Source organism: Acinetobacter sp. H1(2024) (assembly GCF_046557555.1).
In the GTDB taxonomy this organism is placed as follows: domain Bacteria; phylum Pseudomonadota; class Gammaproteobacteria; order Pseudomonadales; family Moraxellaceae; genus Acinetobacter; species Acinetobacter seifertii.
On record NZ_JBKGFO010000009.1, the window covers coordinates 19,100 to 34,518 of the forward strand.

General features: G+C 38.8%; 13 protein-coding genes. 9 read left to right on the forward strand and 4 right to left on the reverse strand.

Annotated features, from left to right (window positions below):
* Positions 1-31 precede the first annotated feature (31 nt).
* Complete coding sequence (locus ACLCEG_RS17980; protein WP_410568635.1) at positions 32-655, reverse strand: TIGR00730 family Rossman fold protein; 624 nt, start codon at positions 653-655, stop codon at positions 32-34.
* A gap of 326 nt (positions 656-981) precedes the next feature.
* Here ACLCEG_RS17980 and ACLCEG_RS17985 point away from each other — a divergent pair, with 326 nt between their 5' ends.
* The 6 genes from ACLCEG_RS17985 to ACLCEG_RS18010 all read left to right on the forward strand — a co-directional run bounded on the left by ACLCEG_RS17985 (position 982) and on the right by ACLCEG_RS18010 (position 9,704).
* Positions 982-2,574, forward strand: a complete 1,593-nt coding sequence (locus ACLCEG_RS17985) for a TerC family protein (protein ID WP_410568637.1) — start codon at positions 982-984, stop codon at positions 2,572-2,574.
* Positions 2,575-2,795: 221 nt separating this feature from the next.
* Positions 2,796-3,263 (forward strand): YchJ family protein, encoded by a 468-nt coding sequence (locus ACLCEG_RS17990; protein ID WP_151749977.1) that lies wholly within the window; start codon positions 2,796-2,798, stop codon positions 3,261-3,263.
* Between the two features lie 45 nt (positions 3,264-3,308).
* On the forward strand, positions 3,309-3,953 hold the full coding sequence (locus tag ACLCEG_RS17995; protein WP_004699296.1) for a trimeric intracellular cation channel family protein: 645 nt from the start codon (positions 3,309-3,311) through the stop codon (positions 3,951-3,953).
* Between the two features lie 82 nt (positions 3,954-4,035).
* Positions 4,036-5,355 (forward strand): MFS transporter, encoded by a 1,320-nt coding sequence (locus tag ACLCEG_RS18000; RefSeq protein WP_410568640.1) that lies wholly within the window; start codon positions 4,036-4,038, stop codon positions 5,353-5,355.
* A 152-nt stretch (positions 5,356-5,507) separates the two neighbouring features.
* Complete coding sequence (gene parC, locus ACLCEG_RS18005; RefSeq protein ID WP_086497144.1) at positions 5,508-7,727, forward strand: DNA topoisomerase IV subunit A; 2,220 nt, start codon at positions 5,508-5,510, stop codon at positions 7,725-7,727.
* A 297-nt stretch (positions 7,728-8,024) separates the two neighbouring features.
* Entirely contained in the window at positions 8,025-9,704 is a 1,680-nt protein-coding gene (locus tag ACLCEG_RS18010) for a long-chain-fatty-acid--CoA ligase (RefSeq protein ID WP_004699291.1), read from the forward strand.
* A 41-nt stretch (positions 9,705-9,745) separates the two neighbouring features.
* On the opposite strand, the gene ACLCEG_RS18015 is transcribed toward ACLCEG_RS18010, so the two are convergent.
* Positions 9,746-10,129 carry a hypothetical protein gene (locus ACLCEG_RS18015; protein WP_410568642.1) on the reverse strand — a complete coding sequence of 128 codons (384 nt, stop codon included), beginning with the start codon at positions 10,127-10,129 and terminating at the stop codon, positions 9,746-9,748.
* A 106-nt stretch (positions 10,130-10,235) separates the two neighbouring features.
* On the opposite strand from ACLCEG_RS18015, the gene ACLCEG_RS18020 reads away from it, so the two are divergent.
* Both ACLCEG_RS18020 and ppa read left to right on the forward strand, forming a co-directional pair.
* A complete protein-coding gene (locus tag ACLCEG_RS18020; RefSeq protein ID WP_039254267.1) occupies positions 10,236-10,634 on the forward strand; it encodes an MAPEG family protein in 399 nt (132 codons plus the stop codon).
* Positions 10,635-10,761: 127 nt separating this feature from the next.
* Positions 10,762-11,286, forward strand: coding sequence for an inorganic diphosphatase (gene ppa, locus ACLCEG_RS18025; RefSeq protein ID WP_002121243.1), 525 nt, complete (start codon positions 10,762-10,764; stop codon positions 11,284-11,286).
* Between the two features lie 107 nt (positions 11,287-11,393).
* On the opposite strand, the gene ACLCEG_RS18030 is transcribed toward ppa, so the two are convergent.
* Positions 11,394-12,710, reverse strand: a complete 1,317-nt coding sequence (locus ACLCEG_RS18030; RefSeq protein WP_410568644.1) for an OprD family outer membrane porin — start codon at positions 12,708-12,710, stop codon at positions 11,394-11,396.
* A gap of 963 nt (positions 12,711-13,673) precedes the next feature.
* Here ACLCEG_RS18030 and ACLCEG_RS18035 point away from each other — a divergent pair.
* Positions 13,674-14,498 carry a TorF family putative porin gene (locus ACLCEG_RS18035; protein ID WP_004699283.1) on the forward strand — a complete coding sequence of 275 codons (825 nt, stop codon included), beginning with the start codon at positions 13,674-13,676 and terminating at the stop codon, positions 14,496-14,498.
* Positions 14,499-14,539: 41 nt separating this feature from the next.
* Here the strand turns inward: ACLCEG_RS18035 and ACLCEG_RS18040 are convergent, their stop codons facing one another.
* The gene (locus tag ACLCEG_RS18040; RefSeq protein WP_410568646.1) at positions 14,540-15,418 is read right to left on the reverse strand and encodes a dihydrodipicolinate synthase family protein; all 879 of its coding nucleotides are present in this window, start codon (positions 15,416-15,418) and stop codon (positions 14,540-14,542) included.
* Position 15,419: the final 1 nt, after the last annotated feature.

Genomic DNA, 15,419 nt, shown 5'->3' on the forward strand with positions numbered 1-15,419 from the left:
AAGAACCGCTTTTTTATTGGGAGAGGAGAGTTTACACAACAAATCTTTTTGGCATTTTTAAGTTTCGGATGACGTTGTAAATTTGATCGATTTCTTCACATACAATTAATTTTGCTCGGTGTTGAAGGGGAAGAAAACCTTCTTGGACTGCATGGTCTAACTGAGCAATTAATGCATTATAAAAACCATTTACGTTATATAAAATCATGGGTTTTTGGTGCTGATTGAGTTGGCCCCAAGTCGCAATTTCCAAAATTTCTTCGAATGTTCCTAAACCGCCAGGTAATGCAATAAATGCACTTGCACGCTCTGCCATCATGGCTTTACGCTCATGCATGGTTTCGACCACATGCAATTCGGTTAGTCCTGCATGTGCGACTTCATAATCAAGCATAAATTCAGGAATGACACCTACAGCTTCTCCACCATGTGCAAGCACACTTTCTGCAACTTGGCCCATTAAACCAATGCTGGCACCGCCGTAGACTAAACCAAAACCTTGTTCCGCTATTCCGCTGGCTAATTCAATTGCCTTTTCTCGATAAATCGACTTATTTCCTGCTCGTGAGCCACAATATAATGCAATAAGAGGTTGTGTTGTTTTTACAGATGTTATTGGTGAATCGTTTACTGCCATTGTTAATACGCTATTCATTGCTTTATTTTCACCTTATCACGTTCATATTTCTTGTCTACACTAAGCAAAAAATATGACAACTTTATAAGCAGTTTTATAGGAAAGACCCATGTTTTGTATGGGTTTGGTGAATACATATAATGATCAAATAAAAATGATGAATTTATGTTAAATCTTGCCTATACTGAAAATTCGTTTAACAACATATGAACAAATATGGGTAGTGGTTGTAGTCGCTCCGTTTTAATTTCTTGTCCTAAAAAAACATTATTCCCCCTTTGTCTAGGTACGCCTGTTGCGTTGCCCAATAAAGATAAAATCTACCCAGCACAGGAGCAGGATCAATGATCTTTGAATGGATGTCTGATCCGTCTGCTTGGGTAGGCTTAGCTACATTAATTGTTCTTGAAATCGTACTAGGGATCGATAACCTCGTCTTTATTGCTATTTTGGCTGAAAAGTTACCGCCAGAACAACGTACTAAGGCACGTATAGTGGGTTTAATACTCGCTTTGGGAATGCGTCTTGTCCTCTTGGCTTCAATTGCTTGGGTTGTGACACTCACCCAACCGCTTTTCCATATTTTTGATCATCCATTCTCTGGTCGTGATTTGATTTTATTATTCGGTGGTGTGTTCTTGTTATTTAAAGGCACCATGGAATTGCATGAGCGAATGGAAGGTAAACAGCTTCATAAAGAAGATAACCCTGTCCATGCCGCGTTCTGGATGGTGATTGTCCAGATTGTTGTGCTTGATGCCGTATTCTCATTAGACAGCGTAATTACTGCGGTGGGTATGGTCAAAGAGCTGTCAGTGATGATGGTTGCTGTTGTGATTGCTGTGGGTATCATGTTGTGGGCTTCGAGACCACTCATGGACTTTGTAAATAAGCACCCAACAGTCGTTATTCTGTGTCTTGGCTTCTTAATGATGATTGGTTTCTCTTTGGTGGTGGAAGGTTTTGGTTTCCATATTCCGAAGGGTTATTTATATGCTGCGATTGGTTTCTCGATTTTAGTCGAAATGATCAACCAAACCATGCGTCACAATCAAGAGAAGTTAGTGACCACCACCGATTTACGTTATCGCACAGCATCTGCCGTTTTACGTATGTTAGGAAGTAAGAACAGTAGTTCTACTTCGGACTCTCAAACGGCGGATAAAGAAGATGTTTTGGCAACCCAAGCTTTTGCTGACGAAGTTTTCGATGAAGAAAACGGTGTTTACCATAGTGTACTTGTGCAAGGTGTACTTGGCTTATCTGAACGTCCAGTAAAGTCGGTGATGACTCCACGACCTGAACTTGAATGGATTGATTTAGACGACGAACCGGAAGTTTTGAAAGAACGTTTAATGTCGATGACACATTCACGTTTAATTGTTGCTCGTGGTGAACTTGATAATATTGAAGGTATCGCGCTTACGCATAAAGTTTTAAATAACTTTATTGAAACGGGTGTTGTCGATTTCCAAAAGCACTTACGTGAACCAGTTATTGTGCATGAAAATGCTCAAGTGCTTATGGTGATGGAGCAATTACGTCAGGCTCCTTTACAAATGGCCATTGTTCTAAATGAATATGGTTCAATCGAAGGTATTGCGACACCAATTGATATTTTAGAAGCTATTGCAGGTGAGTTCCCTGATGACGACGAACTAGATGCAGCAGCTGAAAGCTTAGAAGATGGTTCTTTAATACTTGAAGGTTCAACCGATATTCGCCACGTATCTCTTTTACTTGGTCGTGACTTGGTAGATGAAAGTGAACAATATTCTACTTTATCGGGTTATTTGTTATTCCATTTAGGTCGTTTACCTGAAAATGGTGAAACTGTAGAAGCGGATGGTTATCGCTTTGAAGTTGTAACTATGGAAGGTCATAAAATCGAGAAAGTTCATATTGTTTCTATCGAACAAGATGAATCAAAAGATTAATTTTTAATACAATTAAAGAGTTATTTTGCCATACAGCCTCATAAGGTGATTTAGACTCGATTAAGTTTGATTAGGCAAACCTCCTTACTTTTCAAAGATGAAAAGTAACAAAAATCTTTGTTGGTCAGAGGGTACATCCCTGTAACCCCTGACCAACAGGCGACATCCATGTCGCCGTCCATCTAGCCAAAATTTGGTAAATCTTTTTTCTGAGAAACTTAATGACAGAACAAATTTGTCCATGTGGAAAAGGCAGTTATGCAGAATGTTGCGAGCCTTTACATTTAGGCACAGCAAAAGCCCTGACAGCGGAGCAGCTTATGCGTTCCCGTTATAGTGCTTTTGCATTACAACAAATTGATTATATTGTTCAAACCACAGCACTAGGACAGCAATCTGCTCTTGATAAAGAAGCTATTGCAGATTGGAGTAAACAAAATCAATGGTTGGGTTTAGAAGTTATCCAAGCCAAAGAAAAGTTGGATAAGACTCATGCACAGGTGGAGTTCAAAGCTCATTATCATGATGGAAAAAGTGCTCAAATCCACCATGAAGTTTCACATTTTGTGTATCACCAGCAGCAATGGTTTTTCCTTGATCCAACGGTCGATATGCAAGTCACTATGAAACAGGCTTGTATCTGCGGTTCAGGAAAAAAATTTAAACAATGCTGTGCACAATTCCTATAAGTTTATCTTAAAATACGCCCACCGTTTGGCCTGAAGGAAAGGGCAATGTTACTCACCGTTATTTATATTATTGCGATTACTGCCGAAGCCATGACTGGAGCATTGTCTGCTGGGCGACGGAGTATGGACTGGTTCGGTGTCGTACTGATTGCCTGTGTAACGGCCTTGGGTGGTGGTTCTGTACGTGATGTATTACTTGGGCACTATCCTTTAACGTGGGTGAAGCATCCTGAATATTTAGTTTTAACGTGTTGTGCTGCCTTTGTTACCATCATTATTGCTAAATGGATGCGCCATTTACATAACATTTTCTTGGTACTTGATGCTTTAGGTTTGATTGGCTTTACCATTATTGGTTGTCAGATTGCCTTACAAATGGGGCATGGCTTTGTCGTTTCAGCCGTAGCAGGTGTTTTGACTGGGGTTTCGGGTGGTATTTTACGTGATATTTTATGTAACGATGTGCCATTTGTTTTCCGCCGTGAACTCTACGCGAGTATTTCTTTTGTGGCAGTGATCTGTTATTGGGTCTGTCAGGATATAGGATTAAGTCTAGAGTTAACTGTTATTTCGACTCTAATTTTCGGCTTTACCTTACGTTTGATTGCCATTTATTTTGGTTTGGAAATGCCTAAATTTATTTATAAAGATGATGATGCAGAGTCGGCTTCTTCTACCGACGAACATTAATCATTCAGAACTTGATGTGGGCATGATATAACAATTCTATATATGGTCTTGCTCACTTAATCTTTCCAGTAGAGTTAATCCTATGGATCTGGTTTCACGTATACAAAATCTCCCAATCGGCAAATTTCACTACACGCTTTTATGGGTAGTAGGGTTGGGATGGATGTTTGATGCGATGGATACCGGCATTATTGCTTTTATTATGACAACCCTTGTTAAAGACTGGTCATTAACACCGGCTGAAAGCGGTTGGATTGTCAGTATCGGCTTTGTGGGCATGGCTATCGGTGCAGTTTGTTCTGGTGCCTTAGCAGATCGTTTTGGCCGTAAAACGGTATTTGCGATTACGATGGCCATTTATAGTATTGCTACAGCTTTATGTGCTTTTGCCCCCGATCTAAAGTGGTTATTAATTTTTCGGTTTATTGTTGGTCTTGGACTAGGTGGTCAGTTACCTGTAGCAGTCACATTGGTCAGTGAGTATGTTCCTGCTCATGTTCGTGGCCGATTTATTGTTCTGCTTGAAAGTTTTTGGGGACTAGGGTGGCTGGTTGCAGCGCTCATTTCTTATTTTATTATTCCTAAATTTGGCTGGCATATCGCCTTTCTTATGGGTGGCCTACCACTTCTTTATATTTTAGTGATTTGGAAAAAAGTCCCTGAGTCGATACCTTACCTGATTAACCGTGGATGTATTGAAGAAGCGCATGCACTGGTACAAAAACTAGAAGCCAAAGCATGTGTGCAAATAGTTCACCATATTGAAGTCGTACCTGTGGCGATGCGACAAAAAGTTTCATTTAAACAGCTCTGGAGTGGTCAATTTGCTCGTAGAAGTTTAATGCTCTGGCTGATCTGGTTTGGAATTGTGTATTCCTATTACGGGATCTTTACTTGGTTACCAAGTCTATTGGTGAAACAAGGCTACGATGTTGTTAAATCATTTGAATATGTATTGCTTATGATTTTGGCGCAGCTACCGGGCTACTTAGCTGCTGCTTGGTTTGTTGAACGCTTAGGTCGAAAAATTACACTCGCGGCATTTATCGGTTTTTGTGCCTTATCTGCATATTTCTTTGGACAAGCCGACAGCGTAAATAGCATTATGTTTTGGGGTTGTCTCATGTCATTCTTTAATTTGGGTGCATGGGGAGTGTTATATACCTATACGCCAGAACAATATCCGGCCAATATTCGTGCTTTTGGTTCGGGTTGGGCATCGGCAATGGGGCGTATTGGTGGCATTGTCGCGCCAATCGTCGTGACTCATATGATGGTTGCTAAAAACGGGTTTAATCACGTTTTTATGATGTTTACTGTTGTTTTACTTGCTGTGGCATTGGTTATTTTGATATTAGGTGAAGAGACTCAAGGTAAAAGACTAGAGTCGATCGGGCTATAGTTTTGCCTAACTTTATAGCAAGTAACTAAAAATATTGAGAGATAAGACATAATTTGACGCTCAGGTGACAGAGCCCCTCTTGTGTCTGTAACATAGCCCACTTAGCATAATACACACTTAAAATAACGACTGATTTGGAAGATAAGCTGACTATGACCAGCCTTGCGCATCATGCGACAGAAAACCGCTCTGTAGCCGAATTTACTGAACAGGCTTACTTGAATTATGCCATGTACGTCATTATGGACCGTGCATTGCCGCATATCAGTGATGGCTTAAAGCCTGTACAGCGCCGTATTGTCTATGCGATGAGCGAACTAGGCTTAAAAAATAGTGGTAAGCCTAAAAAATCAGCGCGTACTGTGGGTGATGTACTTGGTAAATACCATCCACATGGTGACTCGGCTTGTTATGAAGCCATGGTCTTAATGGCTCAGCCTTTCAGTTATCGTTATCCCTTAATCGAAGGTCAAGGTAACTGGGGAGCACCAGATGATCCTAAGTCATTTGCTGCAATGCGTTATACAGAAGCCAAACTTTCGGCTTATAGTGAGTTGTTGTTAAATGAGTTAGGTCAGGGCACAACTGAATGGCAAGATAACTTTGATGGTTCACTAAAAGAACCGATTACATTGCCAGCGCGTATTCCTAATATTCTACTCAATGGCACAACTGGTATTGCTGTAGGTATGGCAACCGATATTCCACCGCATAATTTACGTGAAGTGATTAAAGGAACGATTGCCTTAATTCGTAACCCACAAACTTCAGATGAAAAATTAGCTGAATATATTCCAGCTCCAGACTTACCAACCAAAGCTGAAATTATTACTCCGCCAGAAGAGTTGCTTAAAATCCAGACAACTGGTCGTGGTAGTTATCGCATGCGTGCGGTTTATACCGTTGAAAAGCATGAAATAGTGATTACCGAGTTACCATATCAAGTATCTGGCTCTAAAGTGATTACTCAAATTGCCGATCAGATGCAGGCTAAAAAGCTACCATTGGTGGTGGACATACGTGATGAGTCTGATCATGAAAACCCAACACGACTGGTGATTGTGCTGCGTTCTAACCGTATTGATGCAGAAGCAGTGATGAGCCATTTATTTGCGACCACCGATTTAGAGTCAAGCTATCGTGTCAATTTGAACATGATTGGTGAAGATGGTCGTCCTCAAGTTAAATCGATTCGCCGTATCTTGCTTGAATGGATCGAAATCCGTAAAAAAACGGTAACTCGTCGTTTGCAATATCATTTAAATCGTATTGAAAAGCGCCTGCATATTTTGGCGGGTTTGTTAATTGCTTATCTTGATATTGATACAGTGATTCGTATTATTCGTGAAGAAGATCAGCCTAAGCCAGTATTGATGGAACATTTCAATATTGATGAAATACAAGCAGAAGCGATTTTAGAGCTGAAATTACGCCATTTGGCAAAGCTTGAAGAGATGGAAATCCGTCACGAACAAGATGAGCTCGCTGCAAAAGCTGCGATTATTCGTGAACAATTGGAAAATCCTGAGTCTTTGAAAAATCTGATTATTGGCGAACTAAAAGAAGACGCGAAAAAGTTTGGTGACGAACGTCGTTCTCCAATTGTTGCACGTGCCGAAGCTGTTCAAATTAAAGAACAAGATTTAATGCCAGCTGAAGCGGTAACAGTCGTTTTATCAGAAGCGGGTTGGGTTCGTGCAGCAAAAGGAGCAGATGTTGATGCTGAAAACCTAAACTACCGTGTAGGGGATCAATATTTAAGCCATGCAGTAGGTAAAACCAATCAAAGAGTTTACTTCCTTGATGAAACAGGGCGTAGTTATGCCTTACCAATTAGTAGCTTACCTTCAGCCAGAGGCTTAGGTGATCCATTAAGTTCGAAACTATCTCCAGCAAGTGGGGTAGCGTTTATTCAGGCTTATTTAGATGATGATGAATCTGAACTAATTGCTGCAAGTTCAGCGGGTTATGGTTTTAAAACTCAAGTTAAACAGCTAGATACAAATGCCAAAGCTGGTAAGACATTCTTAACAGTGCCTGATAAGGCAAAAGCTTTACCGCTTATCTCTGCACAAAACATGACACATTTGGCTGTGCTTAGCTCAGCAGGGCGTTTGTTAATTTTAGATTTGGCAGAATTACCAAATTTAAATAAAGGTAAAGGTAATAAGTTGATACAACTTGAAGCTAAAGAGCAGATTTTATCCATGACAACCTTGAACCTAGATGAAATAATTCAGGTGGTTGCAGGTCAACAACATCTGAAATTAAAAGGTGATGATCTGCAAAAATACATGGGTAAACGTGCTTCGAAAGGTCAGCTCTTACCACGTGGATATCAAAAAGCAAATAAACTGTTGATTCAGAGATAAAGCTAGCGTCTGGCAACATAAATACGCTATATATGGCAACAAGTTCAAGCAATGAACTGAACTTGTTGGTATTGAATAATGATTAAAAGGGCAGCAATTTGGAGTACGTAATTTGTACTCCATGCAAAAAATTTGACAGGGACAAATTGTCAAAACTTCTGTCTCATAATCTTGTTCGAAAGTGTCATGAATGTGCCAATAAGTTTTAAATATGTTCTGGCACCAAGAAGCTAAAGAATAGCTGGGGCATTGAATAACAGTTATTACTAAGGATTACGAATCGGAGATAATGGCATTATGGAAAAGATTTGGTTTGCAGAATACCAAAAGACAGGGATACCAGAAACAGTAGCATTGCCTGCAGAAAATACCTCAATTGTTGATATTTTTGAGCGTAATTTCCAGAAATTTGGTTCTCGTGATGCCTTTATCTTTATGGATAAAGCCATGTCATTTAACGAGTTGGAGCTTGCAAGCCGTAAATTCGCGACCTATTTGCAAAATTTGGGGTTAGCAAAAGGAACTCGCGTGGCAGTGATGATGCCAAACGTATTGCAGTATCCTGTAGTGGCTTTGGCGGTTTTCCGTGCTGGTTTAATTTTAGTGAATGTTAACCCGCTATATACTGCACGTGAGCTTGAGCATCAGTTAAATGACTCAGGTGCTGAAGTTCTTGTCATTATCGAGAACTTTGCAAGCGTTTACCAAAGTATTTTAGGTAAAACTCCAGTCAAGCATGTTGTGGTTGCTTCTGTTGGAGACATGTTAGGTACACTTAAGGGGACTTTAGTCAATTTTGTTTTGCGTAAAGTGCGCAAACAAATTCCAGCTTGGAACATTCCGGGCCATGTTAAATTTAATAGCGCATTAAATAAAGAAAATCCAAGCAATTACAAACGTCCGAATTTAACTTTAAGCGACACAGCTGTGCTTCAATATACGGGTGGTACAACGGGCGTTTCAAAGGGTGCTGAGCTGACTCACCGTAATTTGGTTGCTAACCTTTTACAGTGTGATGGTATTTTCCAAAGTAAATTTGGTGCAAATGATGGGGCGAAAGGTGACCGTATTGTTTGTGCATTACCGCTTTACCATATTTTTGCATTCATGGTTTGTGCGATGTACGGTATGTACAAAGGACAGGCAAATATCTTAATTCCAAACCCTCGTGATTTACCTGCCGTAATTAATGAGTTGCGCAAATATCAACCATCATTTTTCCCAGCAGTAAATACATTATTTAATGCTTTAGTAAATAATGAAGAGTTTAAGCAACTCGACCATAGTAATTTAAAAATGGCGATGGGCGGTGGTATGGCAGTTTTACCTTCTACAGCAGAAGCTTGGAAGAAAATTACGGGTACAACCATTATCGAAGGTTATGGTTTATCAGAAACTTCGCCAGTTGCAACTGCGAATCCACCGACATCGACTGAATTTAGCGGTACGATTGGTATTCCATTACCTTTAACCGATGTTGCAATTTTGGATGATGATGGAAAAGAAGTACCTTTAGGTGAACAAGGCGAAATCTCAATCCGTGGTCCTCAGGTCATGAAAGGATATTGGAACCGTCCGGATGAGACCGCTAAAGTGATGACAGCCGACGGCTTCTTCCGTACTGGTGATATCGGTATTATGGACAGCCGCGGATATACAAAAATTGTAGACCGTAAAAAAGATATGATTTTGGTTTCTGGCTTCAACGTTTATCCGAGTGAAATTGAAGAAGTTATTGCCAAACATCCAAAAGTATTGGAAGTTGCCGCAATTGGTGTTCCAGATGAGAAATCAGGTGAAGTGCCAAAACTCTTTATTGTGAAAAAAGATCCAAGTTTAACAACTGAAGAAATTTTGAACTTTGCTAAAGAAAACTTAACAGGCTATAAACGCCCTCGTTATGTTGAGTTTATGGATGAATTACCAAAATCAAATGTAGGTAAAATTTTACGTAAAGATCTACGTAAACCTGCTTAATCGTTAGTGATTAAAAAAAGCGCCGTAGGGCGCTTTTTTATTTATTGGCTTTTCATAAACCAGCGATCTACATAAGGACGGCCGATTCCAACCATACCAACGAAAATAATCATTGTGCCGAGTTGTAGGCGTAAGTGAGACAAGTCAAGTTGGCCATAACTAAGGTAATTATCTATCAGACAATACACGGTAATTACAATGAGCCAATGCCATAAAGGAAGTCTTTTGACACCCACTGCAATAAAAGTGATTGTCAAAATGACAAAGGTACCCAGTGTCGATTGCCAATTTAAATTTGCACAAATTACACTCAGTAAAAAAGCGACGATAGGTAATACAATTTTAAATATGAGGTCTACCTGAAGCTGATTCTTCTTTTGCTTTTCTAAGACATCAAACAATTCTTTTTGATCAGGTTGTTGCATACATAGCCCTATAAATCAATGATGACATGCGATTGCATAAAATTTCAGGTAAAAACGATCAGTTATGATAGCATGATCAACAGTATTTTCAGTGATGGATGGCACTATGCACGGCATCAGCAGCATTATCTATATTATTTTAGTGGCATGTTTGCTGCCATACGCATTTACCGTAATTGCAAAATTTAAAGGCGGTTTTCAACCCGTTGATAATCAGAACCCAAGAGATTTTCTTGCTAATACAAAGGGTATCGCTGCTCGGGCAAATGCAGTACAACAAAACAGTTTTGAAAGTTTACCTTTATTTTTAACAGCTATTTTGATGGCTGAGTATATGGTGGTGCCTGAATACTTTATTTTGAGATTGGGTTGGGCATATATTATTTTACGTATCATTTATGGCATCTGTTATTTATGTAATTGGGCAACTTTACGTTCGATTGTCTGGTTTTTATCATTATTATGTCCAATATTTTTGTTGATCGTGACAATTAAGCTGACTTGAGTGTCATTCTGTCACCATTCATATCAACTTTCGCGTGTGCGCATTGTATAATCGGCATCATTTTGATGATATCCACGTTATAATCGAGTGGATTTTACATCTGACTTCATAACGAAAGAGTATTGATATGAGTTACAGCAATATCCCAGCAGGTAAAGATGCACCAAATGACATCTATGTCATCATTGAAATTCCTGCAAATGCAGCGCCAATTAAATATGAAATTGACAAAGATTCTGATGCATTGTTTGTAGACCGTTTCATGGGCACAGCAATGTTCTATCCAGCAAACTATGGTTATGTACCAAATACTTTGTCTGAAGATGGTGACCCATTAGACGTACTTGTTGTAACTCCACATCCTGTTGCTGCTGGTTCTGTAATTCGTTGCCGTCCAGTTGGTAAATTAAACATGGAAGATGACGGTGGTATCGATGCGAAATTAATCGCAGTTCCACACGAGAAATTATCTCCACTCTATAAAGACGTGAAGGAATATACAGACCTTCCTCCGTTGTTGATTAGCCAAGTTGAGCATTTCTTCAGCCACTATAAAGATTTAGAACCAGGCAAATGGGTAAAAATCAGCGGTTGGGAAGGTGCTGACGTTGCTAAAGCTGAAGTATTGAAAGCAATCGAAGCTGCTAAATAAGCTCTGATTTTATGAGCCTAGAGTGTCTCAATTGATATTCTAGGCTCAATAAAAAACCTACCTGTGTTACCAGAGGTAGGTTTTTTTATGCTTGATAGATCTATGAATTAGAATAATTTCACAGGAATATCAAGGAAGATACGCCATTCGTTTGTATCACCGATGTACGCACCTTGGTAAGAATCACTTGCACGGTAATAAGAGTTACGGACACGAAGACTTGCATCTTTAGCAAAACCACTTTGAACTGTGTATTTTACTTGGTTGAAGAATTCGCGCTCTTGAGCATTGTCAGTTACATCACGAACTTTGATGTCCCAACCGTATACAAATGCAGTTGTCCAGTTCAAACCAGGTAATACGCCTAATTTACCGAAATCAACGTTGTATTGAATTTGTGCAGATTTCTCGTGGTTACCAATGAAATCAGACATATAAGAGTTTGGTAAATAAATACTTTGGAAACCGTCAGCGTTTTGACCATAGTCATAACCAACATTACCAGTGTTTTGTTGGTAAGCAAGCATCACACTGTGTGGACCAGTAGCATAAGTTCCTGAAATTGCCCAAATGTTGTTGGTCTTTTCTTCGCCTGCTTTACCATTATCAGCATAATCTGGTGCTACAAAGCCAGTTGCTGAGTAAGTAATAGCATCTTTATCAAACTTAGTGTGATAACCACTAAAGTCATAAGTTAATGAACTGTCATTTGTTAAAGGCTGTTTAAAGTTCACATTAGCATAATGACGTTCAAGTTTATTTTTGCTATCTAAACCATAGTAAGAGGCATTTAAGTTATCATTGAACTTATATTTACCGCCCCAAACGATTGCACGATCAAGCCCATTGCCGTTTACATCAGCATCGGTATTAATTTGGTTAGACATTTGGTCTTTTGTGAATTTACCAGCAACTAACTCAAGATTCTTGATTTCATGGCTTGTTAATAAAGTACCTGTAAAATATTCAGGAACCATACGGCCGGTGTTACTTGCTAAAACTGGTAAATCAAGCACTTGAGTACCGTAGCGTACAGTCGTATTTGAGAAACGAGCTTTAACACTACCGCCACCACGACCCCAATGGTCATAAGCTGAACCATCATTGTTTTTAGGAATCATTTGGTTACCGGCATTTTTATTTTCACCGATTTTAAATGAGCCGTCACCAACAACACCTACACCGAAACCAACAATACCAGGGGTAAAGCCAGATTCAAGATTTACAATTGCCGATTGAGCAAATGAGCTAGTATCTTTCGCGCCTTGTTTCTTGTCGCGAGTTAGATAACCTGTACGGAAGAGAATAGAACCGTTCGCATCTTCAACAAATCCTTTTGCCTCACTTTGCTCGCTTGCCTGAGCTGAGGAAATTATTGCCGCAGAAATGAGAACTGCTAATGTAAGTTTTTGTGCATTTAGCATATTTAAAGAACCTCATAAAAACGATAAATCCTGTGCCTTGTTATAATTCAGGGCCTAGGATTTCCATCAATTGTATAAGTAATCTATAAAAAAGATATATTTTTGTTGATTTTATTTTATATATGCTATGCAGAAATTGATTAATGTGGTACTGGATGTTTAGTAAATTTACTAATAGTGTTTTATACTTAATGTATTGTTTAAAATAAAAAAAGTAATTTATTTTTTAGTTGATTTTTACCATTTATTTTATATTCAAACTTTAAAAAATAGTTGATTCTTGTGTTCGTTTTTTGCTCTTTTTTGCTGGATGTGTTTACTTTTTAACCTTGCTTTAAGTTGGTTTTTTCGACGATTCATTTTAAACACTATCCGAAGTGTTACAATGTAACGTTGTTTTAAAAGTGCAATATATTAAGAATAGGTTGTTATAAAAAGCCAATAATGATTTAGTTGAGCTGATCAAAATGAGTGCAATATTTTGCGTAAGTTTTGTGCAGCATCCTTTTTGTTTATATTGTTGGTTGAAAAAGACCCAAAATAGTTCATTGACTTTAACTCACAAATAAATAAAGAGATGAATTAACCAGATATGCTCCCTCACAGAACATTACTAGGATCGCCCCCAATAATTTACATACTTTTTATATCTAGTCTTTAAATCTAAATAGAAAATTTACGCACATCAAATGAATACTTCCAACCTCGGTAATAATTTCCGATAAGGGGTTTTTCTATGTTGAGCATTTTTAGCTTTGTAATAATTTTATTTTATTTTATTGTTTTTTATAAATATATTTCTATGTGCGTTAGGCGACATTTTCATTTTAAAAAGAATTTGATTTCAAAACTGATGCAGCGCAGCGATATCAAATATGGACTTGGCACAGCAATTGCTAAAGCTTAAGTAACAAAATTTGTTTAATTCAATTAAATCGTGCGTTCATTGTGGGGGAGATCAAAATGATGAAATTTGCACTTAAAGCAGTAGCATTCGGCGTACTCACGGCAGGTTCAACCATGGTTATGGCTGAAAATGCTCCGTCATCTTTTTACGGCATCACGACAACTGGAAGTGTAGCAGCGACCACAGACTATCGCTTCCGTGGTGTTACCCAATCCTCAAATAACCCTGCCATTCAAGGTGGTTTCACTTTTTCTCATAAATCAGGGGCTTATTTATCGCTTTGGGGCTCAAGTGTTGATTTTGGCGTAACAGGTAACTCAACTGAAACAGATGTGGCTTTGGGTTATACCAATACTTTAAAGTTATCCGATAAGCTTGCACCTACTTATGATGTTGGTGTAATTCATTATGGTTACATTGGTTCGGGTCATAGTTTTGACCGTAATGGTGTCGGTTACGATGGCAAAAATGGATTAGATTTTAATGAAGTTTACGGTAAATTAACGTTTGCTGATTCTTTACTTAAAGGTGATGCACTCAGTGTGGGCGTCAACTATTCAAATGACTATTGGGCGAACTCTAAACAGTTCTGGTATTTTAACGTTGGTTATTCTGCACCAATTGCAAACACTGGATTTACTGGACTTGCATCAGTTGGCTATAACAAATTTAAAAATAAAGAAGCTTTAGCTGTAGTGGCTGGTGGTCCTGGAACAGACGACAGCTATATCGATTACAAAGTTGGTATCAACCGTAATATTTTAGGTGTTTTGGCTGAGTTAGATGTAGTGGGTACAGATGTCAGTACTTCTGGTATGACTGATGCTCAGAAAAAACTTTACGACGCTGGGTTAGTATTTAGTTTAACTAAAACTTTCTAAGTTTATGCTGTAAAAAAGCGGGTTATTTACCCGCTTTTTTATTAGTTTTCTATTTCAGAAAGTAGTTGTTTTAAATGGTTAAGCTCAGTATTTGTGGCCTTCGATAAAGGTTTTCGTGGTGAGCCTGCAGAGACACCTTTTAGTTCTAAGCCTGCTTTAATCGTTTTGGGTAAACCACCATTTACAATAAAGCGGAGTAAAGGAAGTTGTTGGTAAAATGACTTCTGGGCCTGACTTAAATCACCATTTTTGACATGCTGAATAAGTTGCGTAGGTTGCTGACCTAACAAGTTTGGTGCTGCTGTACACCAACCGCTTGCTCCTGCACATAAGGCTTCTAACGCTAGAGGGTTGCAACCGTTATAAAATGGAAGTTCACCTTTTGAGAGTTCCTGAATTTTATGCATGCGCTGAATATCACCGCTACTTTCTTTCACCATCGTAATATTTGCAATGTTATTAAACATACGCACAATTAACTCTGGAGACATATCAACACCACTGGTTGCTGGGTTGTTGTAAATCATAATTGGTAGTGTGGTCGCTTGAGCAATCGCTTGGTAATATTCAAAAATCTCTTGATCAGTTAGTTTCCAGTACGATACAGGAATCACCATAAGTGCATCTGCACCATAGCTTTGCGCGATTTGCGCCTTTTTGATGGCTTGCTCAGTGGTGAGTTCTGAAATCCCTATAATGACAGGTAAGCGTTTATTAATGCTTTCAATTGAAGTTTTAGCGACTAAACACCACTCATCCCATTCAAGATAAGCGCTTTCACCTGTACTGCCTAAAGGTGCAATCGCATCGCAGCCATTTTCAATAAGCAAATCGAGCATTTGTTTTAAAACAGGAATGTTAATGGTGTTGTCATCAGAAAATGGCGTAACAGGGTAGCCAATAATGCCGTGTAGTTTCATG